This is a genomic window from Altericroceibacterium endophyticum (assembly GCF_009827595.1).
Lineage (GTDB): Bacteria > Pseudomonadota > Alphaproteobacteria > Sphingomonadales > Sphingomonadaceae > Altericroceibacterium > Altericroceibacterium endophyticum.
On the sequence record NZ_WTYT01000005.1, the window covers coordinates 215,288 to 238,518 of the forward strand.

23 protein-coding genes are annotated in these 23,231 nt (G+C 60.3%); 9 read left to right on the forward strand and 14 right to left on the reverse strand.

What is annotated here, in order from left to right:
- Positions 1-6: 6 nt before the first annotated feature.
- On the forward strand, positions 7-1,014 hold the full coding sequence (locus GRI91_RS12140; RefSeq protein ID WP_160736951.1) for a type II secretion system F family protein: 1,008 nt from the start codon (positions 7-9) through the stop codon (positions 1,012-1,014).
- Positions 1,015-1,055: 41 nt separating this feature from the next.
- On the opposite strand, the gene GRI91_RS12145 is transcribed toward GRI91_RS12140, so the two are convergent.
- The 4 genes from GRI91_RS12145 to clpB form a co-directional block, all read right to left on the reverse strand.
- Entirely contained in the window at positions 1,056-1,535 is a 480-nt protein-coding gene (locus GRI91_RS12145) for a MarR family winged helix-turn-helix transcriptional regulator (RefSeq protein WP_160736952.1), read from the reverse strand.
- Positions 1,536-1,600: 65 nt separating this feature from the next.
- Positions 1,601-2,488 carry a phosphorylase family protein gene (locus tag GRI91_RS12150; RefSeq protein ID WP_160736953.1) on the reverse strand — a complete coding sequence of 296 codons (888 nt, stop codon included), beginning with the start codon at positions 2,486-2,488 and terminating at the stop codon, positions 1,601-1,603.
- A 14-nt stretch (positions 2,489-2,502) separates the two neighbouring features.
- Complete coding sequence (locus GRI91_RS12155; protein WP_160736954.1) at positions 2,503-3,285, reverse strand: SDR family NAD(P)-dependent oxidoreductase; 783 nt, start codon at positions 3,283-3,285, stop codon at positions 2,503-2,505.
- Positions 3,286-3,381: 96 nt separating this feature from the next.
- The gene (gene clpB, locus GRI91_RS12160; protein WP_160736955.1) at positions 3,382-5,961 is read right to left on the reverse strand and encodes an ATP-dependent chaperone ClpB; all 2,580 of its coding nucleotides are present in this window, start codon (positions 5,959-5,961) and stop codon (positions 3,382-3,384) included.
- A 375-nt stretch (positions 5,962-6,336) separates the two neighbouring features.
- Between clpB and GRI91_RS12165 the strand changes: the two genes are divergently transcribed.
- The 3 genes from GRI91_RS12165 to GRI91_RS12175 all read left to right on the forward strand — a co-directional run bounded on the left by GRI91_RS12165 (position 6,337) and on the right by GRI91_RS12175 (position 11,118).
- Positions 6,337-9,243 (forward strand): M16 family metallopeptidase, encoded by a 2,907-nt coding sequence (locus tag GRI91_RS12165; protein WP_160736956.1) that lies wholly within the window; start codon positions 6,337-6,339, stop codon positions 9,241-9,243.
- Positions 9,244-9,521: 278 nt separating this feature from the next.
- Positions 9,522-10,193, forward strand: a complete 672-nt coding sequence (locus GRI91_RS12170) for a hypothetical protein (protein WP_160736957.1) — start codon at positions 9,522-9,524, stop codon at positions 10,191-10,193.
- A gap of 28 nt (positions 10,194-10,221) precedes the next feature.
- Complete coding sequence (locus tag GRI91_RS12175; protein WP_160736958.1) at positions 10,222-11,118, forward strand: hypothetical protein; 897 nt, start codon at positions 10,222-10,224, stop codon at positions 11,116-11,118.
- A gap of 16 nt (positions 11,119-11,134) precedes the next feature.
- Here GRI91_RS12175 and GRI91_RS12180 read toward each other — a convergent pair whose 3' ends face one another.
- The 6 genes from GRI91_RS12180 to rpsU form a co-directional block, all read right to left on the reverse strand.
- On the reverse strand, positions 11,135-11,605 hold the full coding sequence (locus GRI91_RS12180) for a tRNA (cytidine(34)-2'-O)-methyltransferase (protein WP_337190368.1): 471 nt from the start codon (positions 11,603-11,605) through the stop codon (positions 11,135-11,137).
- A gap of 39 nt (positions 11,606-11,644) precedes the next feature.
- Positions 11,645-13,141: an Asp-tRNA(Asn)/Glu-tRNA(Gln) amidotransferase subunit GatB gene (gatB, locus tag GRI91_RS12185; RefSeq protein ID WP_160736959.1), complete on the reverse strand. Its 1,497-nt coding sequence runs from the start codon at positions 13,139-13,141 to the stop codon at positions 11,645-11,647.
- A gap of 1 nt (position 13,142) precedes the next feature.
- Positions 13,143-14,624 (reverse strand): Asp-tRNA(Asn)/Glu-tRNA(Gln) amidotransferase subunit GatA, encoded by a 1,482-nt coding sequence (gene gatA, locus GRI91_RS12190; protein WP_160736960.1) that lies wholly within the window; start codon positions 14,622-14,624, stop codon positions 13,143-13,145.
- A 45-nt stretch (positions 14,625-14,669) separates the two neighbouring features.
- Positions 14,670-14,972, reverse strand: a complete 303-nt coding sequence (gene gatC, locus GRI91_RS12195; protein WP_160736961.1) for an Asp-tRNA(Asn)/Glu-tRNA(Gln) amidotransferase subunit GatC — start codon at positions 14,970-14,972, stop codon at positions 14,670-14,672.
- Positions 14,973-15,092: 120 nt separating this feature from the next.
- Positions 15,093-15,638 carry an FKBP-type peptidyl-prolyl cis-trans isomerase gene (locus tag GRI91_RS12200; RefSeq protein ID WP_160736962.1) on the reverse strand — a complete coding sequence of 182 codons (546 nt, stop codon included), beginning with the start codon at positions 15,636-15,638 and terminating at the stop codon, positions 15,093-15,095.
- Between the two features lie 150 nt (positions 15,639-15,788).
- On the reverse strand, positions 15,789-15,995 hold the full coding sequence (gene rpsU, locus GRI91_RS12205) for a 30S ribosomal protein S21 (protein ID WP_160736963.1): 207 nt from the start codon (positions 15,993-15,995) through the stop codon (positions 15,789-15,791).
- 254 nt (positions 15,996-16,249) lie between these two features.
- On the opposite strand from rpsU, the gene crcB reads away from it, so the two are divergent.
- The 5 genes from crcB to GRI91_RS12230 are packed head-to-tail and all read left to right on the forward strand — an operon-like array spanning position 16,250 to position 19,526.
- Positions 16,250-16,657, forward strand: a complete 408-nt coding sequence (crcB, locus tag GRI91_RS12210; RefSeq protein WP_160736964.1) for a fluoride efflux transporter CrcB — start codon at positions 16,250-16,252, stop codon at positions 16,655-16,657.
- Positions 16,654-17,973 (forward strand): RluA family pseudouridine synthase, encoded by a 1,320-nt coding sequence (locus GRI91_RS12215; protein ID WP_160736965.1) that lies wholly within the window; start codon positions 16,654-16,656, stop codon positions 17,971-17,973. Before crcB ends, GRI91_RS12215 begins: the two co-directional genes overlap by 4 nt.
- Complete coding sequence (locus GRI91_RS12220) at positions 17,970-18,626, forward strand: HAD-IA family hydrolase (protein ID WP_160736966.1); 657 nt, start codon at positions 17,970-17,972, stop codon at positions 18,624-18,626. Before GRI91_RS12215 ends, GRI91_RS12220 begins: the two co-directional genes overlap by 4 nt.
- Positions 18,619-18,834: a hypothetical protein gene (locus tag GRI91_RS12225; protein WP_160736967.1), complete on the forward strand. Its 216-nt coding sequence runs from the start codon at positions 18,619-18,621 to the stop codon at positions 18,832-18,834. The genes GRI91_RS12220 and GRI91_RS12225 overlap by 8 nt, the downstream gene beginning before the upstream one ends.
- Positions 18,831-19,526, forward strand: coding sequence for an ATP12 family protein (locus GRI91_RS12230; RefSeq protein WP_160736968.1), 696 nt, complete (start codon positions 18,831-18,833; stop codon positions 19,524-19,526). Before GRI91_RS12225 ends, GRI91_RS12230 begins: the two co-directional genes overlap by 4 nt.
- A gap of 73 nt (positions 19,527-19,599) precedes the next feature.
- Here the strand turns inward: GRI91_RS12230 and GRI91_RS12235 are convergent, their stop codons facing one another.
- Genes GRI91_RS12235 through GRI91_RS12250 form a run of 4 tightly spaced genes read right to left on the reverse strand, consistent with a single transcriptional unit; the run spans position 19,600 to position 23,149 of the window.
- Entirely contained in the window at positions 19,600-20,208 is a 609-nt protein-coding gene (locus GRI91_RS12235) for an ABC-type transport auxiliary lipoprotein family protein (protein ID WP_237437834.1), read from the reverse strand.
- Between the two features lie 11 nt (positions 20,209-20,219).
- On the reverse strand, positions 20,220-21,158 hold the full coding sequence (locus GRI91_RS12240; protein WP_160736969.1) for an MlaD family protein: 939 nt from the start codon (positions 21,156-21,158) through the stop codon (positions 20,220-20,222).
- Between the two features lie 9 nt (positions 21,159-21,167).
- The gene (locus tag GRI91_RS12245; RefSeq protein WP_160736970.1) at positions 21,168-22,043 is read right to left on the reverse strand and encodes an ABC transporter ATP-binding protein; all 876 of its coding nucleotides are present in this window, start codon (positions 22,041-22,043) and stop codon (positions 21,168-21,170) included.
- Positions 22,040-23,149, reverse strand: a complete 1,110-nt coding sequence (locus GRI91_RS12250) for an ABC transporter permease (RefSeq protein ID WP_160736971.1) — start codon at positions 23,147-23,149, stop codon at positions 22,040-22,042. The genes GRI91_RS12245 and GRI91_RS12250 overlap by 4 nt, the downstream gene beginning before the upstream one ends.
- Positions 23,150-23,231: the final 82 nt, after the last annotated feature.

Genomic DNA, 23,231 nt, shown 5'->3' on the forward strand with positions numbered 1-23,231 from the left:
GCTGAGATGACACAATCCACTGGCCCCACGCTCCTTGGCGTTGATGTTATTCTGGTTGGCACCATCCTTGCCGGGGTGGCCGCCGCCGCCATCATGCTCGCGATCTATGCCGCTGTGACGGTGCGCGACCCGATGGCCAAACGGGTCAAATCGCTTAACGCCCGCCGGGCGGAGCTCAAGGCCGGCATTATGGCGCCGCGCCCCAAGAAGCGGCAAAGTATCGTTCGCCGCTCGGACACCACCGATTCCGTGCGCGATACGCTCCAGAAAATGAGCGTGCTCCAAGAAAGCCAGATCAAGGTCGTGCAGCGGCGACTGGCCCAGGCGGGTTATCGCAACAAGGAACTGGCCGTGATGGTGATCCTTGGCAGGATGGTCTTACCCATCGCTGTCGGGCTGATCGCCGTAGTGCTCGTCTATTTCAGCAACACCTTTCCTGAATGGGGCAGTTTCAAGCGCTTCCTGGCCTTCGCGGGCAGCGTGCTGATCGCTTATAAAGCCCCCGATCTGTATCTCAGCAACAAAGCGAAGAAACGCTCCGACGCCATTCGCAAAGGGCTTCCCGATGCGATCGATCTGCTGGTGATTTGTGCTGAAGCCGGTTTGACCATCGATGCATCCTTCAACCGCGTATCGCGTGAACTTGGCCGCGCCTATCCGGAACTGGGCGAAGAATTCGCGCTGACCGCGATTGAGCTCTCCTTCCTCACCGAAAGGCGGCAAGCGTTTGAAAACCTGGCCTACCGCGTCGATCTGGATTCGGTCGGCAATATGATCACCACCATGATTCAGACAGAAAAATACGGTACGCCGCTGGCATCGGCATTGCGGGTTCTCTCTGCCGAATTCCGTAATGAACGGATGATGCGCGCCGAGGAAAAGGCCGCGCGGCTGCCCGCCATTATGACGGTGCCGCTGATCATGTTCATCCTGCCGGTTCTGTTTGTGGTTATTCTGGGACCGGCTGCATGTTCGATTGCCGATGCCTTCTCCGAAGGACCGATGGGCGGCTAAACGAAACGAACAGAGGGGCCATCAGGCCGGGCTAATCCTGATCAGGAGATCCCGAAATTGCCGCTATCGATATCGGCGGCGTCGAGATCATCCACTTGATCGCGCAGGCGCGAGAGCATGGAGCGCATGCAATTGCATTCCTCTTCGCTGAAACCGGACATCAATCGCCGCTCCATCTCCGTGGCCAGTGGCATGATCTGGGCAAACATTTCCTGACCGCTTTCGGTCAGTTCCAGCGTGTGGGAGCGGCCGTCATGGCTGTTCGGCATACGCTGAGCGAGGCCGCGATCTTCCAATGTCTTACAGGCCCGATTGACCGCAACCTTGTCCATCACCGTGAGCTGGGTCAGTTCACGCTGGGTCTTGCCGCCCGTATCACCCAGCACGCACATCACCCGCCATTCAGGGATTTTGAGCCCGAACCGCTGACGATATTCGTCAGAAATGCGGGTGCTCACCGCGTTGGAAGTGATCGAAAGCTGATAAGGTAAAAAGCTGGCAAGGCGCGTTGTGTTGGACATGGGTCGTCTATCTCTTGGAACTTGCGCCAAATGGCAAGCTTTTTAGATCTTTCCCCCGGCCTAGTTTATCTTGTTTCTTTCTTACGTAAAACCCGTCCTGCAACCGCGTCGAGTTGCGCAACGCGCTCTGCCGACCATTGCGCTTCCCCGGTCAGCATTGCATGATCGAGGGCTGTATCAATGGGTGATGGCGCCCGCTGCGCCGGCAGCGCACTGGCCAGTTTGCGCAAGGTGGCGCGCGCCAGATCGCTATTGCCGCGCATGACTTTAAGAATATCGGTCACTTCGACACCGGCCTCATCACTGCGCCAGCTATCGTAGTCGGTCACCATGCCGAGCAAGGCATAGGGCAGCTCTGCTTCACGGGCGAGGCGCGCCTCGGGCATGGCCGTCATGCCGATCACATCCGCCGCCCAGCCGCGATACATGTGGCTTTCCGCGCGGGTAGAAAATTGCGGCCCCTCTATGGCGACATAGCAGCCGCCCCGGTGAACCGTCGCCCCGGCAGCCTGCGCCGCAGTTGCTGCCATGGCCGAAAACCGCGCACAGACCGGGTCCGCCAGCCCGACATGCGCCACCAGCCCTTCACCAAAGAAGCTCCGTTCGCGCAGCAATGTGCGGTCGATCAGCTGATCGACCGCCACAAATTCACCCGGTGCGATATTTTCACGCAGCGAGCCAATAGCAGAAAGCGCGAGGATATCGGTCACCCCGCAGCGTTTCAGCACATCGATATTCGCACGATAATTGATCGAGGACGGCGATTGCCGATGCCCCTCCCCATGCCGGGCGAGGAAGCTGAAGCGAATGCCCGACAGCGTGCCGGTGGTGACTGTACCGGACGGCGCGCCAAACGGACTTTCGACCGTAATCGTCTGCGCATCATCCAGCCCACCCGGAGCATAAAGCCCCGATCCGCCGATCACCCCGATATGCCAGTCTGCCCCCTGCATAAAATCGCCTCTATTTAGCGCGGTGGCATCCGAATGGCGCCATCCAGCCGCACACATTCACCATTAAAATAGCCATTTTCGACCATGGTCAGGACGAGATTGGCATATTCTTCCGGTTTACCCAGCCGCTTGGGGAACGGAACAGAAGCAGCCAGCGATTCCTGTGCCTTTTCCGGCAGCCCCTTCATCAACGGCGTGTTGAAAATGCCGGGCAGGATCGTGTTGACGCGAATGCCTTCGCTCATCAGATCGCGGGCAATCGGCAAGGTCATGCCAACCACGCCGCCCTTTGAAGCGGAATAGGCGACCTGCCCGATCTGGCCATCAACCGCGGCGACCGATGCCGTGCTGACAATCGCGCCGCGCTCCCCATCTTCCAGCCCGCCCAGTGTCATCATGCCGGCGGCGGACTTGGCGATACACTGAAACGTGCCCTTCAAATTGACGTTCAGCGTTTTCAGGAACAGATCGACCGAAAGGTGGCTGATCTCGCCGGTTTCCTTGTCACGCCGGGTGGTCTTGCCGATCGTCCCGATACCCGCGCAATTGACGAGCACGCGTTCCTGGCCATGCGCCGCCCGCGCCTTTTCAAAGCCGGCATCGACCGATGCTTCATCCGACACATCGACCTTGCAGAATGTTCCGCCGATCTCGGCCGCGACTTTTTCGCCGCGTTCCTCGTTAAGGTCGAACAGGGCGACCTTCGCGCCCTTGGCGGCCAGCGCCCGGGCGGAGGCTTCGCCCAGCCCCGAAGCGCCGCCGGTCACCACTGCGGCAATCGTTTGATCGATATTCATTGCTCAACTCTCCCAGATCCGGCCTCCCGCCCGGCTGCTATGCCGGACGGGGGCTTTGTATAATTGCAGGCGGTCTATTCCCGCTTTCGGACATAATCAAGCAACCTCGATCTTCAGTTCCCCTTCGCCCTCATCAATATGGACATTGGAGCCATCGGGGATCTCGCCGCGCAGCAGCTTCTCTGCCAGCGGGTCCTGCAGGTGGCGCTGAACCGCGCGTTTCAGCGGCCTTGCACCATAGACGGGATCATAGCCCACCCGGCCGAGCCAGCGACGTGCGGCATCGGTCAGATCAAGCGTGATCTTGCGGTCTTTCAGCAGCTTCTGCACCCGGTCGACCTGGATATCCACGATCGGCGCCATATCGGCCTGACCCAGCCTGTGGAACAGGATCACCTCATCCAGACGGTTGAGGAATTCGGGGCGGAAGTGCGAACGCACGACTTCCATCACCTGCGGTTCGACATCGGCCACATTCTGCCCATCCTCCATATTGGAGAGATACTGGCTCCCCAGATTGGAAGTGAGAATGATCAGCGTGTTGGAGAAATCCACCACGCGCCCCTGACCGTCGGTCAGACGGCCATCATCGAGCACCTGCAGCAGCACGTTGAAGACATCGCTATGCGCCTTCTCGACCTCGTCGAACAGCACGACCTGATAGGGCCGCCGCCGCACGGCTTCGGTCAGCACGCCGCCTTCTTCATAACCGACATAGCCCGGAGGCGCACCGATCAGCCGGGCGACCGCGTGTTTCTCCATGAATTCGCTCATGTCGATACGCACCATTGCGCTGTCATCGTCGAACAGGAATTCGGCCAGCGATTTGGTCAGCTCGGTCTTGCCGACGCCGGTGGGGCCGAGGAACAGGAAGCTGCCCATCGGACGGTTCGGGTCCTGCAGGCCAGCCCGCGCACGGCGGACCGCCTTGGAGACAGCGGTGACAGCCTGTTTCTGGCCAATCACGCGCTTCCCGAGAGCCTCTTCCATATTGAGCAGTTTCTCGCGCTCCCCTTCCATCATCCGGTCGACCGGCACGCCGGTCCAGCGGCTGACCACGGAAGCGATATCCTCATCGGTCACTTCTTCGCGCAGCATGGCCGTACCGGCCTGCTCCTGCGCCGCGGCGAGGGCTTTTTCGAGCTGCGGAATCTTGCCGTAAGACAGCTCACCCGCCTTGGCGAGATCGCCGCTGCGCTGGGCCTGTTCCAGTTCCAGCCGGGCCTGATCGAGTTCTTCCTTGATCTTGCCTTCGGCAGCGATCTTGTCGCGCTCATTCTGCCAGCGCGTGGTGAGTTCGGATGATTGCTGCTCCAGATTGGCCAGCTCTTCGCGCAGATTGGCCAGCCGATCCTTCGACGCATCGTCGCTTTCCTTGGTCAGCGCCGATTCCTCGATTTTGAGCTGGATGATCCGCCGGTCGAGATTTTCGATTTCCTCGGGCTTGCTCTCCACCTCCATACGGATGCGGCTTGCCGCCTCATCCATCAAATCGATGGCTTTGTCCGGCAGGAAACGGTTGGTGATATAGCGGTTGGAAAGCTGCGCCGCCGCCACGATTGCGCCATCGGTGATGCGCACGCCGTGATGGAGTTCGTATTTTTCCTTCAATCCGCGCAGGATCGATACCGTGTCCTCAACGGTCGGTTCATCAACAAAGACCGGCTGGAAACGCCGTTGCAGCGCCGCGTCCTTCTCGACATATTTCTGATATTCGTCGAGCGTGGTCGCGCCGATGCAGTGGAGTTCACCGCGCGCCAGAGCAGGCTTCAGCAGATTGCCGGCATCCATCGAGCCTTCGGAAGCACCGGCACCGATCAGCGTATGCATTTCGTCAATGAACAGAATGATGTGGCCTTCGGCGCCCTTCACTTCATCGAGCACCGCCTTCAGCCGTTCCTCGAACTCGCCGCGATATTTCGCACCCGCAATCAGCGAGCCCATATCGAGCGCCATCAGCGCGCGGTCTTTCAGACTGTCGGGCACATCGCCATTGGCGATACGCAGCGCCAGACCTTCGGCGATGGCGGTCTTACCCACGCCGGGATCACCGATCAGCACCGGGTTGTTCTTGGTCCGGCGGGCAAGGATCTGCACGGTGCGGCGGATTTCCTCGTCGCGGCCAATCACCGGGTCGAGCTTGCCTTCACGCGCAGCCTCGGTCAGGTCGCGGGCATATTTCTGCATCGCGTCATAGCTTTCCTCGGCGCTGGCCGTGTCGGCCTTGCGCCCGCCGCGCAATTCGGTGATCGCTTCTTCCAACGCCTTGGCATCGAGATTGGCCGCCTTCAGCGCCTGCCCTGCGGGAGTGGTGCCCGCCAGCGTCAGCGCCAGCAGCAACCGCTCCACCGTGACATAGGCATCGCCGGATTTGGTGGCGATCTGTTCGGCCTGATCCAGCATGCGGACCGCATCATTATCCAGCCCCGGCGTCTGCTGCGCACCGCCGCCTGATACAGCCGGGATTTTTTCCAGCGCCTTGTCGACTTCGGCCACCGCGATTTGCGGGTTGCCTCCGGCGCGCTGGATCAGCCCGGCGGCCATCCCTTCATTATCGTCCAGCAGCGCTTTCAGGATATGTTCGGAGCTGATCCGCTGATGGCTCAGGCGAATGGCAACGGTCTGCGCGGCTTGGAGAAATCCTTTCGCGCGGTCGGTGAATTTTTCGAGATTCATGGCTATCCCTATTCCTTTCCGCCTCTAGATAGTGTTGCATTTACGCAACACAAGAGCCCAGGCGATGAATCTTTGCCACACTCTGTCTGTATTGCCTGCGCAACACAGACATGGAACGGAAGTGACACTGTTCTATGGCGCATAATACGGCGTATCTGCTCCGCGGCCTTTGCTCCCGCTCAAAATGGGGCGCTCACTTGAGCCTGCAAGTATCGGGGCAAGGGAAATGCTTTACTCGCTGTAGGACAATAAAAAATTTCGGGAAAAATTCCTGGAAAAACTCCGCGAAAGATTCTGGCCATTCTTTGTCACTTCCCTCCAGCCTTGGTGGTGCTAGGGTGCGGACCTGAAACCATCCTGCGGGGCTTATCCTAAATGCGCCATTTTCACCTTTCCGCCGCCCTTCCCCTCGTGCTGGCAAGCCTTGCTATGGCTCCGGCGACCGCCAGTGCCCGCGAAAAGCCCGTCATAACCCTGCCGCCGGAAACACTGCCCCAGGCAGCCGCTCCCGAACCGCTGGCCGAACTGGTGAAGCAGGTCGACATTCCCTATGAGCGCTTCACACTGGAAAACGGGCTGACCACGCTGGTCCATACCGACCGCAAGACGCCGGTCGTGGGCGTCACCGTCTATTACCGGGTCGGATCGAAGAGCGAGCCCGAGGGCAAGACCGGCTTTGCTCATCTGTTCGAACATCTGATGTTCGGGGGCAGCCGCAATGTGCCCAATTTCGACATTCCGCTGGAGGCTGCCGGTTCCACCAGCACCAATGGCTCCACCTGGTATGACCGCACCAATTACGTCGAAACCGTGCCGACCGGCGCGCTCGACCTGGCATTGTTCATGGAAAGCGACCGGATGGGCCACCTGCTGCCAGCGGTCAGCCAGGACAAGCTCGATAAGCAGCGCGGCGTGGTCCAGAATGAGAAGCGGCAGGGCGACAATCAGCCCTATGGTCTGGTCGATTATGCGATCGGCGACGGCCTGTTCCCGGTCGGCCACCCCTATCGCCATTCCACCATCGGTTCGATGGCCGATCTCGATGCCGCCACGCTCGACGATGTGCGCAAATGGTTCGTCGACAATTATGGCCCCAACAACGTCGTGATCGCGCTGGCCGGTGATATCGACGCGGAAACCTCCCGCGCCAAGGTGCAGCAATGGTTCGGCGACATCCCGCGCGGCCCTGAAGTGGCCGACACCAGCGCCGGACCGGTGACGCTGGATACCCCCGTCAGCCGTGAAATGCTGGATCAGGTTCCCGTCACCCGGCTGATCCGCGCATGGAGCGGCCCCGGCTGGACCAGCAAGGATGCCGCCCCGCTGGCCATCGGCATGCATGTGCTCGGCGGCCTTGCGTCCTCCCGGCTCGACAATGTGCTGGTGCGTGACGAACAGCTCGCCGTCAGCGTATCGGCCTATGTGCAGCAATTCGAACAGACCAGCTTCCTGCAGATCCAGATGGATGTGAAGCCGGGCGTCGATCGCGCAATGGCCGAAAAGCGGTTGCAGGAAGTCGTCGCGCAATATGTCGCCGAAGGCCCGACACAGGACGAACTGACCCGCGCCGCAACCGAATATGTCTCCAGCCAGATCGGTGCACTGGAACTGGTCGGCGGCTTCTCCGGCAAGGGTTCGACACTCGCCGAAGGGCTGCTCTATGCCGGTGATCCCGCATGGTACAAGAAAGAGCTGGAGCATATTGCTGCCCTCACACCGGCGGAAGTGACGCAGGCGCTGCAAAGCTGGCTCTCACGCCCGGTCTATGCGCTCACCGTTGTGCCGGGTGACCGGGTCGAAGATGGCGCCACCATGGGCGGCTGGAGCGATGATGGGGCAAATGACGCCGGACCGCAGCAGGCACTTTCCGCCGCTGAGAAAGCGAAGCTTGCCGCTCGCGCAGAGGCCGGTCCGCCGCGCGAGGCGCCAGCCCTGTCGACCACGCCCAAGCTCACCTTCCCGGTCATCCAGCGGGCCTATCTTTCCAACGGCATCGAAGTCGCCCTCGCGCGCCGCACGGCCGTTCCCAAAGTCAGCCTGGCGCTGGAATTCGATGCTGGCTACGCCGCTGACAGCGCCGCGCGCGCGGGCACGCAAAGCATGATGATGGACATGCTGGAAGAAGGCACCACCAGCCTCAGCGCGGTGGAACTCGCCGAAGCGCAGGAGCGGCTCGGCGCATCGATTTCCGCCGGTGCCGCGCGCGATACCAGCACGGTCATGCTTTCCGCCCTCACCGCCAACCTCGCCCCCTCGCTGGAGCTGATGGCCGATGTGGTGCGCAACCCCGCCTTCACCTCGGACGACGTGGCGCGGGTCAAGGATCAGCGACTGGCCGAAATCGCACAGGCGGAGGCATCCCCCATCGGCCTGGCGCAGCGCGCCATCGGCCCGCTGATCTACGGTCAGGATCACCCCTATGGCACGGTGGGCGCACTCGGCCGCGCGAACGTAATCGAAAACCTCACGCCGGGAGCGCTGAAGGAAGTGCATGACACCTGGCTGCGCCCGGACACGGCGCGCATCACCGTGGTCGGTGATGTAACCATGGCGGAATTGCTGCCACAGCTCGAACGCGCCTTTGGCGACTGGCAGCTCCCCACCAGCGAAACTCCGCAGAAAAACCTCGAAGCCCAACTGCCCACCGCTCCGCAGCAGCCGCAGATCTTCGTGATCGACCGTCCCAATTCACCGCAAAGCGTGCTGCTCTTCGCCAAGGTTCTGCCGATCACCGGCAGCGAGCCGGGGAAGGAACCGCTCGAACTCGCCAATGAAGTGATCGGCAATGGCTTCCTCTCGCGGCTCAACATGGACCTGCGCGAGGACAAGGGCTGGACCTATGGCATCCGCAGTGCGCTGTCGGAAAGCGAAGGGCCGGAAAGCTTCACCGTCTTCACCCCGGTTCAGGCCGACCGGACGGCGGATTCAATCCGTCTCATTCTGGATGACATGAAAGCCTTCCCCGCCAGTACGCCGGTCGACACCACCGAATTGCAACGCGTCACCGAAGGCAATATTCGCGGTCTTCCCAACCGGTTCCAGACCAATGCGCAGGTGCTGGGCGGGATCATGGAGAACCAGCAGCTCGGCCGGCCCGACGATTATTACGCGCAATTGCCCGCAATCTACGGCGCGATTGACGGCACGGTGATCGATCAGGCCGCGGCGGAATATCTCCAGCCGGGCAATATGACCATCGTGGTGGTGGGTGATCGCAGCGTAGTCGAACCGCAGCTCGCCGATATCGGCCTGCCGGTGCGTTATCTGGAAGGCGTAGAGTAATATAGCTAAAAGCAATGACGCTATATTCTCTAATATCACCCCTGATTAAACAGTAACTTAGCCCATAATCCATTTTTCCTTAATAAATATCGACATTTTTTGACTAGCTGATTAATTAATACACGTCAGGGCAACGGGGCTTAGTCACAATTTCGTCACAACGTGAACATATAATCACCATGTAATATGCAATTGCATATCGCATGAGGGTATTATTGTGTGCATTCTGTATGACTTGCACCAAGGTTCCCGTTGACACTTTAAAAGGGGATCAACAGATGAATTTAGGTAAATGGGGTATCGGGCTGGCAGTTGCGCTGAATCTGACGGGAACGGCTATAGCGCAGGATGCGGAAACCCCTGTAGCCGCGCAAAATGGCGCAACGGCTCAGCCGAGTGCATGCGAACTCCACGTTTTCCCGACGACGGAAGGTCAGGCGCAAACTACATCGCTCCTGTCCGGGATGGGCGTGCTGGGCGCTGTCGCCGACGCGGCTTCCCACAAGGGCAAAAATGTCAGCGATGCCGAATATCTTCGCGACGCCCTGGGCCCGCAAATGCAGATGGAAGCACTTCAGTCGGTTGATCTTCCGGCCGAGCTGAGCATGCCGGCTGACACACAGATCGTTTATGAAACACCGATCGCCGATCGCAAGATCACCACAAAGGCTAAGACCCGGCTGAGCGATTCATCCGCTCCCTGCTACGCGGAACTCGTCATCACGCAGAACCTCTATCAGAAGAAGATGATTTACGGGCGTTCGCTCAACAACCGCTTCATCTTCAAAGACTTCCGCGACGGCGTCCAGAAAGCCAAGCTGGTCAAGGGACGCGGCGGCAATGGACTGTCGCATTTCCCGCCCGAAAACGAAGATGGCATCGAAGCCGCCGATGCGGATCTGCGCGAAGCTTTCGTGAAAAACTTTCTCGAATATTCGAAGAAGATATGATCAGCCCGATGGCACAGGGGTGCCGCTCATGAAAAGTGCCGCTCTTCTGGCATTGGCTGCGGCTATGGGGGTTCTGCACGCCCCCGCAGCCGCAACCCGTGGCGATTCCGTCATGACGGCGAAGGAACGCGAAATTGCGGGCGAACGCCCTGTTGCGCTGTGGCTGCCCCAGGACGGGCTTGCCACCTCTGTCGATATCGGACGCCTGGCGGTCGACAGCCCCGGAGGCGGGCTGATCGGGTGGCTGATCATTACGGAAATGGACGACAAGCGCGAGATCATGTCCGCCCACGCCACTCGCGATGCGGAGAAGGTGGCACAGCCGCTATTCTCCGCGCTTGAGGATTTCGATATCGAACGGCTCGCTCTCGAAACCACTCAGCATGCTTTGGCGGCCACGACATGGTTTCATGCTGGCCCCATTGAACGCATGCCGGATGTTGTCGAATCCCCTGCGGAAGATTTTGTCGCCGCGCAGACAGCGCCGCAATCCACGTTTGTCAGCTACCGCTATCAGCTCTCGCCAGACTTCACGCAAATTCAGATTATGGCGGATGTGAGCGTGTTCGATACCGGAACGCGCAAAGAAGTTTTCGCACAGCGATTTCTGAGCAGCGTACAGCTGGAAAAGCGATCCTACGAAGAAAGCGCCAATATTGCGCAGTGGGCCGCCGAAGACGGCCTGCTTGCCAAGGCTGCTCTGACAGCGGGCTTCACTCGGCTGGAGGGGATAATTCCCTTCGCTCTCGATCTGGATCGCGATACTTTCAAGAATCTCACGAGCAAAAAGCACAGCAAGATTTTTGCTGGCGGCTTCTTCGGCCCCGAGGTCTTGCAGGACGGCGCAGGAAGCGTGTTATGGTCCGATGGCTACATTGCGGTCCAGAGCAGCGAAAATCTGCTCACGGATAGACAGGCAAGCTGAGAAAGCCGCCTTCCGTCTATCCCAACTTGCCCCGCATGGCCTGATACGCCGCCGCCGTGGCGCTGTTGGCGAGGTTGAGCGAGCGGATATGGTCGGAGCGCATAGGCAGGTGGAACAGCCTGTCCTGCCACTCTGCGATGATCTCTTGCGGAATACCCTTGGTCTCGCGCCCGAAGATCAGGAAGGCATCCTCGGGATAATCGGGCTCATAAAAGCTGCGCGATCCGAATTCCTCGAACAGGAACATCTGGTTGCGGCGCGGCGCGCGTTCGGTGACGAAGTGATCCCAGCCGCGATATTCGGTCAGCTGTACATGCGGCCAGTAATCGAGGCCAGAGCGCTTCACGCGCTTGTCGGAAATCTGGAACCCCAGCGGGTGGATCAGGATCAGTTCCAGATCCAGCGCGACGCAGGTCCGCCCGACAGCCCCGGTGTTGCCGGGGATCTCGGGCTGGACCAGCACGATGGCCATGCGCTTGTCAGCCACAGCCGAACCTTTCGCCTGCCTCGCGCAGTTGGCCGGACCTCAGCCCAGCTTCTGCTTGAGGATCTGGTTCACCACGGCGGGATTGCCCTTGCCCTTCATCGCCTTCATCGTCTGACCGACGAAGAAACCGAAGAGCTTGTCCTTGCCGCCGCGATATTCCTCGACCTTTTCAGGGTTGGCGCGCAGGATTTCATCGATCTGCGCTTCGATCGCGCCCGTATCGGAAACCTGCTTCAACCCTTCGGTTTCAGCGATTTCTTCCGGATCACGGCCGGTCTTGAGCACGATCTCGTAGATTTCCTTGGCCTGACCGCCCGAAATTTCACCGGCATCCTGCAATTTCAGGATCTTGGCCTGTGCCTCTGCCGTGGAATTCGCCGGATCGGCTTCATCGCCCAGCGATTTCAGCACGCCCGGCGCCACCGAAAGCGACCAGTTGGCCACCTGCGTCGCCAGCTTTGCTTCATCCTTGCCCAGAGCCCTGGCAGTTTCGGACAGCAGCGTTTCGAAGCGGGCGAAGGTTTCCACCTCGGCGGTCAGTTCGCGCGCATTATACGGCGTCAGGCCGAGCGTTTCGACATAGCGCGTGCGCTTTGCATCGGGCAGTTCGGGAAGGCTGGCCTTGCAGGCTTCCACAAAGGCGTCGTCCAGTTCCACCGGCAGCAGATCGGGATCGGGGAAGTAGCGATAATCATGCGCGTCTTCCTTGCTGCGCATGCTGCGCGTGGTCCCGGCAGTGGGATCGAACAGGCGTGTTTCCTGCACGATTCTGCCGCCATCTTCGAGCACTTCGACCTGACGGTTCGCCTCGGTTTCGACCACCTGCATCACGAAGCGGACGGAGTTCACATTCTTGGTTTCGGTGCGCGTGCCCAGTTCTTCGCCCGGACGGCGCACGGAAACATTCACGTCGGCCCGCATCGAGCCCTGATCCATATTGCCGTCGCATGATCCGACATAGCGCAGGATGGAGCGCAATTTGGCGAGATAGGCCCCGGCCTCGGCGGGCGAGGTCATATCCGGGCGGCTGACGATTTCCATCAGCGCCACGCCGCAGCGATTGAGATCGACATAGGACATGGAGGGATGCTGATCATGCATCAGCTTGCCCGCATCCTGTTCCACGTGAATGCGCTCAATCCCGATGATCTTGTCTTCGGGCAGTCCTGCCTTTTCATCGGCTTCGATCAGCAATTCGCCCTCGCCCACGATCGGGTGATAGAGCTGGCTGATCTGATAGCCCTGCGGCAGATCGGCATAGAAGTAGTTCTTGCGGTCGAAGCGCGACCATTTGTTGATCTGCGCATTGATGGCGAGGCCGGTGCGCACGGCCTGCCGGATGCATTCCATATTGGGCACGGGCAGCATGCCGGGCATGGCCGCATCGATCAGCGAAACCTGCGTGTTCGGCTCCGCACCGAAGCTGGTGGAGGAAGACGAAAAGAGCTTCGCCTCGGATGTCACCTGCGCATGGACTTCGAGGCCGATAACGACCTCCCATTCACCCGTTGCGCCCTGAATACGATAGTTGCTCATCTTACCACCACTTCTGCGGTTTGGCTGTAAAGCCAGCACGTTCTTCCAAGGCCAGCCCGGCATTCAGCACGCCCTGCTCGTCGAAAGGCTTGCCGATGATCTGCAGGCCGAGCGGCAGACCGTCTCCATTGACGCCCGAGGGAACCGACATGGCCGGAAGGCCCGCCAGCGATGCGGGGACCGAGAATACGTCGCCCATATACATTTCCAGCGGATCGCCGGTTTTTTCGCCCAGTTCGAAGGCGGCGGTCGGCGCGGTCGGCGCGAGGATCACGTCGCATTGGTCGAACGCGTTCATGAAATCGCGCTGGATCAGCGTGCGGACCTTCTGCGCCTGCGTGTAATAGGCATCATAGAAACCGGCCGAGAGCACATAGGTGCCGATCAGAATACGGCGCTTCACCTCATCCCCGAACCCGGCGGCGCGAGTGGCGGCGTACATCTCCTGCAGATTGGCCCCTTCGGGCAGATCGCGCAGGCCGTAGCGCACGCCATCATAGCGCGCGAGGTTGGAAGAGGCTTCCGCAGGCGCGATGATGTAATAAGACGCCAGCGCATATTTGGTATGCGGCAGGCTCACCTCGACCACTTCGGCCCCGGCATCTTTCAGCCACTGAATGCCATCATCCCATGCCTTGGCGACATCGGCGGACAGGCCGTCCATCCGATATTCCTTCGGGATACCGACTGTCTTGCCCTTGAGGTCAGAAGAAAGCGCGGCTTCCCAATTGGGCACCGGCATATCGAGACTGGTCGAATCCTTCGGATCGAACCCGGCCATCGCTTCCAGCATAATCGCGCAATCGGTGACGTCCTGCGCCATCGGCCCCGCCTGATCGAGCGAGGAAGCAAAGGCGACGATGCCCCAGCGTGAACAGCGGCCATAGGTCGGCTTGATCCCGGTAATGCCGGTGAAGGCCGCAGGCTGACGGATGGAACCGCCCGTATCGGTGCCGGTGGCTGCCGGGGCAAGCCGCGCGGCAACGGCGGCGCTGGAGCCGCCCGATGATCCACCGGGGGCCAGCTTCGCATCGCTGCCCTGCTTGCGCCAGGGGCTGACCACTTCGCCGAAATAGGAGCTTTCATTGGAGGAGCCCATGGCGAACTGATCGAGATTCAGTTTACCCAGCATCCCCGCGCCCGCTTCCCACAATTTGCGGCTGACGGTGCTTTCATATGGGGGCTTGAAGCCTTCGAGAATGTGGCTGGCGGCGGAGGTCTGTACGCCTTCGCTGGCGAAGAGATCCTTCATGCCGATCGGCACGCCGGCCATGGAGCCGAGCTCTTTACCCGCTGCACGGTCTGCGTCCACGCGGTCGGCAGCGTCGAGCGCCTTGTCCGGCGTTGCGGTGATGAAAGCGTTGAGGCTTTCGGCCGCGGCGACATTGGCGTTGAAGCCTTCCGCCACTTCGCGGGCGGTGAAATCACCGGCTTTCACGCCTTCGCGGATTGCCTTGATGCCGAGTTCTGTAAGGTCGGTCACAATTCGTGTCCTGATTTTAGTGTCGGGAGGAGCGGCAAAGCCGCATCACTCGATAACTTTCGGCACGCCGAAGAAGCCATGTTCGGCCACCGGCGCATTGGCCAGCACCTTGTCGCGAATGTCGCCGCCGGTCAGCGGGTCGGCATTCACAGCATCTTCGCGCAGCCGTTGCTGATTGGGGATGACCGATGTCATCGGCTCAACACCGGTAACATCCACCTCGCTCAATTGTTCGACGAAGCTGAGGATATTGTTGAACTCAGGCACCAGAGTGTCGAGATCGTCCTCGCTCATATTGATCCGCGCCAGTGACGCGATTTTAGCCACAGTGGCCTTATCGACGGACATATCGTCTCCGTCCTTCCTTGCGGTTGTGAGTGTCCCTGCGCGTATCAGCCGCGCAGCGGACCTGCAATGCGCCGGGGGAACAGGCAGGCTGCCCCTCCGGCGTTTATGGCTTGATTATGCTTACTGCCCTGCGGGGCCGGCCGGACCGCCCTGCATCTGCTGCAACTGTTGCATCATCTGCTGTTGCTGCATCATTTGCTGCTGCATCTGCTGCACTTCCTGAGCGCTCTTGAATTCGATCAGTTCGACTTCAAAGGTCAGGTCGCTATTCGCCGGAATGTCGCCCTTGGCTTGATCGCCATAACCCTGGTCGGCAGGGATGCGGACGCGATATTTGCCGCCCGTCTGCATTTCCTGCAGCGCGGTGCTGAAACCCGGAACCACGCCGGATACCGGGAATGCCGCCTGATCGTTCTGATCAAAGACAGTGCCGTCGGACAAGGTGCCGCGATAATTCACCAGCACGTAATCGTCCTTGGTCGGGCTTTTGCCCATACCTTCTTCCAGCACCTCCAGCATGACGCCATCTTTCAGACGTTCAAAATGGGGGGCGGAAGCCCATGCCACGCCTGCTGCGATCAGCAGGGCAACAAACAGGCCAACCCACAATTTGGTGAGCGAACCCTTGGCGATCGGATGAAGGGGGACACGGGTCACTTCGGTCATCGGACTATCCTGCTTGCAAAGAACCGGCCTTCTTTTCGCAAAGAACCGGCCTGTCTGAAAGGAACGAGTCTGCCTGAAACAAAAAAGGCGCGGAAATATGTTTCCGCGCCCCTTTGGCTTATCCCAAGGCTGGGTTCAAGCGTGTTTGCCTTACTTGACGCCGTCACGCTCAGCGCGCTTGCGCTCCAGCTTGCGGGCGCGGCGCACAGCAGCGGCCTTTTCACGGGCGCGCTTTTCGCTGGGCTTTTCGTAATGGCGACGCAGCTTCATCTCGCGATACACCCCCTCGCGCTGCAGCTTCTTCTTGAGTGCACGGAGAGCCTGCTCCACATTGTTATCGCGAACGACGATCTGCATAAACTAAGCCACCTCTTTCAAAACTCGGTTCCGGCCCCCGATTCGCGGGAATCACCGGTAAAGATTCAACGAAAATAGCGCCGAATCCGCTTCGGGTCGGCTATCAGGCTGCGCGCTTTAAGCAAATTTCACGTGTTTGGCAAGCATGGAACGGCCCGGAAAGCCTCACGCCGCGCAGTACATTCGTCTGAAAGCTCAATATGGTGCGTTTTGCGGGACTTTCAAGATGGCTTCTGTGCGTCTAAGGCCGGGCCATGTCTCTACCCTCCCCCCTTTCCGCTTCGCTCTATGTCGCCTGTGGCGGCGGAGTCGGCGCCGTGCTACGTTATCAACTCGGTCGCTTCCTGACCCATTGGTTGGGATCTTCCGTTGTGATGGCGTTTCCCTGGGCGACTCTTGCGGCCAATGTCATTGGCTCCATGGCCATGGGCTTGCTGGCCGGATGGCTGGCGCGGCACGGACAGGGCGGTGAACAGGCCCGATTGCTGATCGGCGTCGGCCTGCTTGGCGGCTTTACGACTTTCTCCTCCTTCAGTCTCGAAATGATGCTGCTGATCGAACGGGGACAGGGCCTGATGGCCTTCACCTATGGCGCTGTGTCTCTTCTGGCCGGACTTACCGCCCTTTATATCGGCCTTATCGTGATGCGAGTGGCAGGATGAGTAATAACGGACCTTCAGACAATGTACGGCAATTCACCGTGCAGCATGATGATGACGGGATCAGGGTGGATCGCTGGTTCAAACGGCATTTGCCGCAAATTGGCTTTGGCACTGTCTCCAAATGGGCACGCACCGGGCAAATCCGGGTCGATGGCAAACGGGTAAAACCCGAAGACCGGCTGGCATCGGGCCAGACCCTGCGCGTTCCGCCCGGCGGCGAACCCGCCCAGCGCAAGACCAGCCAGCGCCGCGAACTGACCGAAGAACAGATCCTCAAAGCCGAAGCAATGGTGATCACGCAGGATCGCTCCGCCATCGTGCTGAACAAACCACCGGGCCTCGCCACACAGGGCGGCACCGGCACGACGCAGCATGTCGATGGCCTGCTGGATGCCTTCGCGGGGGAAGATGATCCGCGTCCGCGTCTGGTCCACCGGCTCGATAAGGACACATCCGGCGTCTTGCTGGTGGCCCGTACGCCGGGCAGTGCCGCCTTCTTCTCGAAACGCTTCTCGGGTCGTTCGGCCAGAAAGGTCTATTGGGCACTGGTCGTTGGTGTGCCTGACATTGCCGAAGGCATGATCGACGCCCCACTGTCGAAACAGCCCGGCTCTGGCGGCGAGAAGATGCAGGTCGATGAAGAACATGGCCAGCTCGCCCGAACGCGCTACCGCATGGTTGAACGCGCCGGCAACAGCGCCGCCTGGATCGAACTGGAGCCGCTGACGGGCCGCACACACCAATTGCGCGTGCATATGGCCGCCATTGGCCACCCGATTGTGGGCGACGGCAAATATGGCGGGCAGGATGCCTTCCTGACCGGGACGATCAGCCGCAAGATGCATCTTCATGCACGGCGCCTGATTATCGACCACCCTGTTGGTGAGAAGCTGGATGTGATGGCCGAACTGCCGGAGCATTTCGCCGCCAGTATGGAACAGCTGGGTTTCGACCTGACATTGAGCGATGCCGAACCCGAGCAAGGCCCACCCCCGCCGGGCAAGGAAGAAAGAAAGCAGGCCGCGCGGCAGCATGCCAAACAATACCGCAAGGAACGCCGGGGCGAACGGCGCAAACGCGCGGACGGACCAGCAGCAGAACGGACCAGCGGCCGCCCGGCAGACCGGCCGGTCAAGAAATCCGGCCCCAAAAAGGGCAAAGGCAGCCCGGTGCCCAAGTCTCAGCTGAACAAGAAGGCCGGCGGCAAGCCCGCCCCCAGGCCCTCGCGCTCTTCAACCGGACGGCCGTCTTCGAAGCGGCCTTCAGGTCGCCCGTCCTCCCGCCCATCATCGGGGCCGCGAAAGGGCGGTAAATGAGCATTCGTCTGGCCGTTTTTGATTGTGACGGCACGCTGAGCGACGGACAGGCGGCGGTTTGCGAGGCGATGGACATCGCCTTTGCCGAAGCAGGCCTGCCCGCGCCGGACCGCAATCGGGTGCGGCGGATTGTCGGCCTCAGCCTGCATCGTGCAATTCCGCAGCTCCTTCCACAGGAAAGCGAAGAACGCTGCGCCGATATCGTCGAAAACTACAAAACGGCATTCCGGCAGGCCCGGCTCGACGGATCGCTCCATGAACCGCTGTATGATGGCATCCCGGAATTGCTGCGCACCCTGAAATCGCGCGGCTGGTTACTCGGCGTAGCCACCGGCAAATCCTATCGCGGGTTGAAAAGCACGCTGGCGACGCATGGGATTGGCGATCTGTTTCAGACACTGCAAACCGCCGACAGCTTCCCGTCAAAACCGCACCCCGCCATGCTGGAGGCGGCGCTGGATGATACGCTCGCCCGGCCGGAAAATGCAGTGATGATCGGTGACACGGTCTATGACATCGAAATGGCCCGCAGCATCGGCGTCCGCGCCCTTGGGGTCGCCTGGGGCTATCACGAACCCGAAGAATTGCTGAAGGCCGGCGCGCAGGCGATAGCCGCGACGCCTGCCGATCTGGAGAATCTGATCAATGGCTGATCCGGCAAAGGGCCGTTTCTTCATCATCGCGCTGGTGCGCATCGCCGGTCTGGCGATGATCCTGCTGGCCATGATGATCTATTACAACGAAATCCACGCGCCTGATGCGGTTGCTGTGGTGCTGGCCGTGGCCGGGGTGCTGACCATGTTCGGCGCCACCCGCTATCTCGCCCGTAAATGGCGGAGCGGCGGAGGACGCCATTCGTGAAGCGCTTCTACAAGAACGTCTCCGTCGCCCCTCTCGAAGGCGGCTATCAGATATTGCTGGATGATCGCGGGCTAAAAACGGTTGGCGGAGCGCCGCAGATCGTCCCGAGTGAAAGCCTGGCAGAAGCGATGGCGGCTGAATGGGCCGCGCAAGGGGATGAAGTCGACACGGGCAGCCTGTTCCTGCGCGATCTGGTGGATTTCGCGATCGATCAGATCGGCAGCGATCACGCCGCGCATGTCGACCAATTGCTGGCCTTCGGGGAAACCGATACGCTGTGCTATCAGGCCGCGCCCGATGAGCCCTTCTTCCAGCGGCAGCAGGATCTGTGGGAGCCTGTGCTGACCCGGCTGGAAAACCGCCATGATATCCGCTTCGAACTGATCAGCGGCATCATCCATCGCCCCCAGCCCGCAGCAACGCTGGCCACTTTACGGGCGAAACTGGAACAGCAGGATGCCTTCACGATGGCCGGCCTGCTGACGCTGGCCTCGCTTGCCGCCTCGCTCACCATCGCGCTCACCGCGCTGGAGGGCGGGCACGATCCGGCAACGCTCTATGCCATCTCCAATGCGGAGGAAGACTGGCAGGCGGAGCAATGGGGCTGGGATGCCGAGGCCGAAGACATCCGCCAGAAGCGGCTGGATGCCTTCACGCAGGCCATGCATTATCTGGAAATGCTGCGAAGCTGATTTTGCAGATGCCGGGCAGACGACACCGCCCGGCTATCAGCCTGCCTTCGAGCCTTAAGCCATAAACTCAAAATCAGCCGACCCATTCAGCGACCTGATCGGCCACTTCATTGGCGGCATCATTCAGCGCGGGACCAACCGCATCTGCTTCGGCTGCGATCCCGCCACGTTCGGCCTGAAAGCGGCGCGTCAGGATTTCACCATCGGCGGTCTGCAAGGTTGCATCGAAGGTCACGACCGCGCTCTGGCTGCCGACATCATAGCCCATATCCACAAGCTGACCGGAGAGCTGCGTGGCTGCGCCATATTGCAGCTGCGCCCCCTCCACCACGAGCCGGTTGCCCTTGGCGCGGATGGTTTCCGCCAGCATCCGGGCAAACAGGCTGGCCGGCTTTTCAACCCACACAGCATCCTTGAGATAGGCCAGCTTGGAGGATGTCATCTGCACCGGGACCCGGTTGACATCCAGTCGCTGGGGCGCGCCAATATCCAGCACCGCCAGTGCCACTTTGTTCGTTCCGCGCGCCGCCGCACCCGCCGGGGCCGCCGCGTCAGACGTCAGCGTGAGCAGGCTGGCCGGGGGATCTTCGCCAAAGCTGACACATCCGCCAAGCAGGAGCGCTGCGCCGGATAAAGCCGCCAAAGTGGCGCGAAAGCGCATGTTGCCCTTAGCCTTATGCATCGCACTCATCCTCATTTTTCGTAATCCGGCAGCTTGTTGCCGCCGAGCAGGCCGCCTGCGCCCTGTTCATTAAGCTTGTTCGTCACCTTGCGCAGGGATTCGCTGGTCCGGCGCAGGTCGCGCAGCGTAGCTTCCGCAGCGGGCAGCGTATCCTGGCTCAATTGCTGAGCCGCAGGCCGGGCATCATTGAGCGTTCCTTCAAGTGCTTCGGAGGCCTTGCGTGCCGACACCAGCGTCTCACGCAATTCATCCGCCAGCGAGGCACCTTCCTTGTTCAGCAGTTGATCGGTGCTGTTAAGCGTCGTTTCAAACGCGCCCAGCGTGTCGGTCGCCTGATTGAGCGTGCCCTGCAATTCTGCCAGCGTCGCCTTCACTTGCGGTGCCGTATCCGCCAGCGTCGCCGTCATCTGTTCCGTATTGGCCAGAATGCCCTGAATCGATTCCTGATTTTCATCCGACAAGGTGGCCGACAATCGCTCTGTGAGCGTCGCCAGCCGCTCCAGCAACAGCGGCGCACTTGCCAGAATTTCGCCCAGACCGCCCCGCTTGGTCGGGATAACCGGCACGCCTTCCGGCCCCGGCTCGGTGATCGGAGGGGCGCCCTTGACCGCGCCATCCAGCAAGATGGTCGAAACGCCGGTAAAACTCGCCTGTATCGAGGCGGTCGTACCCTGGAGAATGGGGATAGAATCGTTGACCGCAATCCGCACGCGGACGAATTCGGGGTCCTGCCGCCAGAGCTCGATTTTCTTTACCTGCCCGGACGTCACACCGGAAAATGCCACTTCCGAGCCAGTGGCGAGACCGCCAACCGACTGTTTGAAGAAAATGTCATATTCCTTGCGGTCATTGGTGCCCAGCTGAGCCAGCCAGACGATGAACACGGCCAGCGCCGCCATCAGCACCAGCGTGACGATCCCGACCCAGATATGGTTTGCGCGCGTTTCCATCAGACTTCCCTATGCCCCCGATTCCGGCTGCTTGTCCATGGCCTGCGCGCGTTCATGCGTGGCGCTTGCGGCACGGCTGCGGGGCCCGTTGAAATATTCTTCGATCCAGGGATGCTTGGTTTCCAGCAATTCCGGTATCGTCCCGACGGCGATCACCTGCTTGTCAGCCAGCACCGCCACCCGGTCACAAATTGCATATAGCGTATCCAGATCATGCGTGATCAGAAATACTGTAAGTCCCAGAGTGTCCGCAAGATCCCGCGTCAACTCATCAAATTTTGCTGCGCCCACCGGATCAAGCCCGGCAGTCGGTTCATCCAGAAACAGCAATTCCGGATCCAGCGCCAAAGCGCGGGCCAGACCGGCGCGTTTTTTCATGCCGCCGGACAATTCGGAAGGATATTTGCTGGCCGCCTCTGCCGGCAGACCTGACATCACAGTCTTGTAACGGGCAATTTCATGCCGCAATTCCGGTTCCAGTTCAGGGTAGAACTGCTTGATCGGGACCTCGACATTTTCCCCGACCGTCAGCGTGGAGAACAACGCACCCCCCTGAAACAGAATGCCCCAGCGCGACCGGATGCCGATTTCTTCATCCGGTTCGGCAGCTGTCACATCATTGCCGAACACCTTGATGGTGCCGGTATCGGGAATTTGCAGGCCGATCACGCTGCGCATCAGCACCGATTTCCCGGTGCCGGAACCGCCGACGACGCCCAGAATTTCACCGCGTTTTACTTTTAGCGACAGGTTTTCGTGAATAACCTGATCACCGAAACTGTTGGTCAGCCCTTCAATCTCGATCGGATATTTCCCATCGAAATGCTCCGCGGTTTCGTCATGCGCTTCGGAAATCACCTGTTCTTCGATGTGGTCTTCGCTCATGCCCAACCCAATTCGCTGAAGAACACGGCAAAGAATGCGTCGAGCACGATCACCATGAAGATGGCCATAACCACGGCCTGGGTCGTCCGCAGGCCGACTTCCTCGGCATTGCCCTTGACCTGCATGCCCTGATAACAGCCGGACAGCGCGACGATCAGCCCAAAGACCGGAGCCTTGATCAGCCCCACCCAAAGGTCATAGATCGGCACAACGTCCTGAATCCGTGACAGAAATGTCAGGAAAGGAATGTCGAGCGTCAATTCCGATACGAAGGCACCGCCGATAATCGCCACCACCGAGGCATAAAAACCCAGCAGCGGCATCATCAACACCGCGGCCAGAATACGCGGCAGGATCAAGGCCTCCATCGGTGAGACACCGATCGTGCGCATCGCATCCACTTCTTCGGTCAGCCGCATCGTGCCAATCTGCGCCGCGAAGGCCGAGCCGGATCGGCCCGCCACCATGATCGCCGTCATCAGGACACCCAGCTCTCGCAAGGTCAGCCGTCCGGTGAGGTTGATGGTGTAAATTTCTGCGCCGAACTGCCGCAATTGCGCCGCGCCCTGCTGGGCAATCACAATCCCGATCAGGAAGCTCATCAACCCGATAATGCCGAGCGAAGATACACCGACCAGTTCCAGCTGACGCACCAGAGCTTTACCGCGGAAGCGCGAGGGATGGCGCAGCAATGTGCCGAAACCCGCCACCACCGCGCCGAGGAAACCGACCACACGGACAACGCCGTGCCCAAATTCGATCACCCGTTCGCCAATTTCCTCCGGCACGCGTTCCAGAGTGCGCGGCCGCTGCGGCTTGATATCGGCGGTGCTTTCGCTTTCCTCGACCTTCGCCAGCAGATCGCTGGCCTGATCGCTGGCGCCCGAAATTTCGGCGTCCTGCTCTTTGGAAAAACGGCGAACGACCCAGGCACCAACCGTATCGATTTCAGTCGCGCCGGAAAGATCGATTCGCTGCACAGAGCCTTCAAACTCGCGCAGTTCCCGGTCCAGCACTCCAATCGTGGAAATCAGCAAGGGTCCGGAGATGGAAACAGTGCTGCCCCCATCCGATTCATCCAGTTTATATTCGGCCCATTCGCGCATTGTGCCTGCTATGATGGTAAAATGATGTTTCGACAAGCCAAACAAGTATGGCAAACAAGTTGCCCTTCGGCAAAGCCGCTGG

Coding starts and splice junctions, on each gene's coding strand:
- GRI91_RS12250 (WP_160736971.1), bottom strand. CDS start 23,149: ATGCGCGAATGGGCCGAATATAAACTGGATGAATCGGATGGGGGCAGC.
- gatB (WP_160736959.1), bottom strand. CDS start 13,141: ATGAGCAACTATCGTATTCAGGGCGCAACGGGTGAATGGGAGGTCGTT.
- GRI91_RS12150 (WP_160736953.1), bottom strand. CDS start 2,488: ATGCAGGGGGCAGACTGGCATATCGGGGTGATCGGCGGATCGGGGCTT.
- GRI91_RS12145 (WP_160736952.1), bottom strand. CDS start 1,535: ATGTCCAACACAACGCGCCTTGCCAGCTTTTTACCTTATCAGCTTTCG.
- crcB (WP_160736964.1), top strand. CDS start 16,250: ATGTCTCTACCCTCCCCCCTTTCCGCTTCGCTCTATGTCGCCTGTGGC.
- GRI91_RS12170 (WP_160736957.1), top strand. CDS start 9,522: ATGAATTTAGGTAAATGGGGTATCGGGCTGGCAGTTGCGCTGAATCTG.
- clpB (WP_160736955.1), bottom strand. CDS start 5,961: ATGAATCTCGAAAAATTCACCGACCGCGCGAAAGGATTTCTCCAAGCC.
- GRI91_RS12140 (WP_160736951.1), top strand. CDS start 7: ATGACACAATCCACTGGCCCCACGCTCCTTGGCGTTGATGTTATTCTG.
- GRI91_RS12240 (WP_160736969.1), bottom strand. CDS start 21,158: ATGGAAACGCGCGCAAACCATATCTGGGTCGGGATCGTCACGCTGGTG.
- GRI91_RS12215 (WP_160736965.1), top strand. CDS start 16,654: ATGAGTAATAACGGACCTTCAGACAATGTACGGCAATTCACCGTGCAG.
- rpsU (WP_160736963.1), bottom strand. CDS start 15,995: ATGCAGATCGTCGTTCGCGATAACAATGTGGAGCAGGCTCTCCGTGCA.
- GRI91_RS12220 (WP_160736966.1), top strand. CDS start 17,970: ATGAGCATTCGTCTGGCCGTTTTTGATTGTGACGGCACGCTGAGCGAC.
- GRI91_RS12235 (WP_237437834.1), bottom strand. CDS start 20,208: ATGCATAAGGCTAAGGGCAACATGCGCTTTCGCGCCACTTTGGCGGCT.
- GRI91_RS12200 (WP_160736962.1), bottom strand. CDS start 15,638: ATGACCGAAGTGACCCGTGTCCCCCTTCATCCGATCGCCAAGGGTTCG.
- GRI91_RS12245 (WP_160736970.1), bottom strand. CDS start 22,043: ATGAGCGAAGACCACATCGAAGAACAGGTGATTTCCGAAGCGCATGAC.
- GRI91_RS12175 (WP_160736958.1), top strand. CDS start 10,222: ATGAAAAGTGCCGCTCTTCTGGCATTGGCTGCGGCTATGGGGGTTCTG.
- GRI91_RS12225 (WP_160736967.1), top strand. CDS start 18,619: ATGGCTGATCCGGCAAAGGGCCGTTTCTTCATCATCGCGCTGGTGCGC.
- gatC (WP_160736961.1), bottom strand. CDS start 14,972: ATGTCCGTCGATAAGGCCACTGTGGCTAAAATCGCGTCACTGGCGCGG.
- GRI91_RS12165 (WP_160736956.1), top strand. CDS start 6,337: ATGCGCCATTTTCACCTTTCCGCCGCCCTTCCCCTCGTGCTGGCAAGC.
- GRI91_RS12155 (WP_160736954.1), bottom strand. CDS start 3,285: ATGAATATCGATCAAACGATTGCCGCAGTGGTGACCGGCGGCGCTTCG.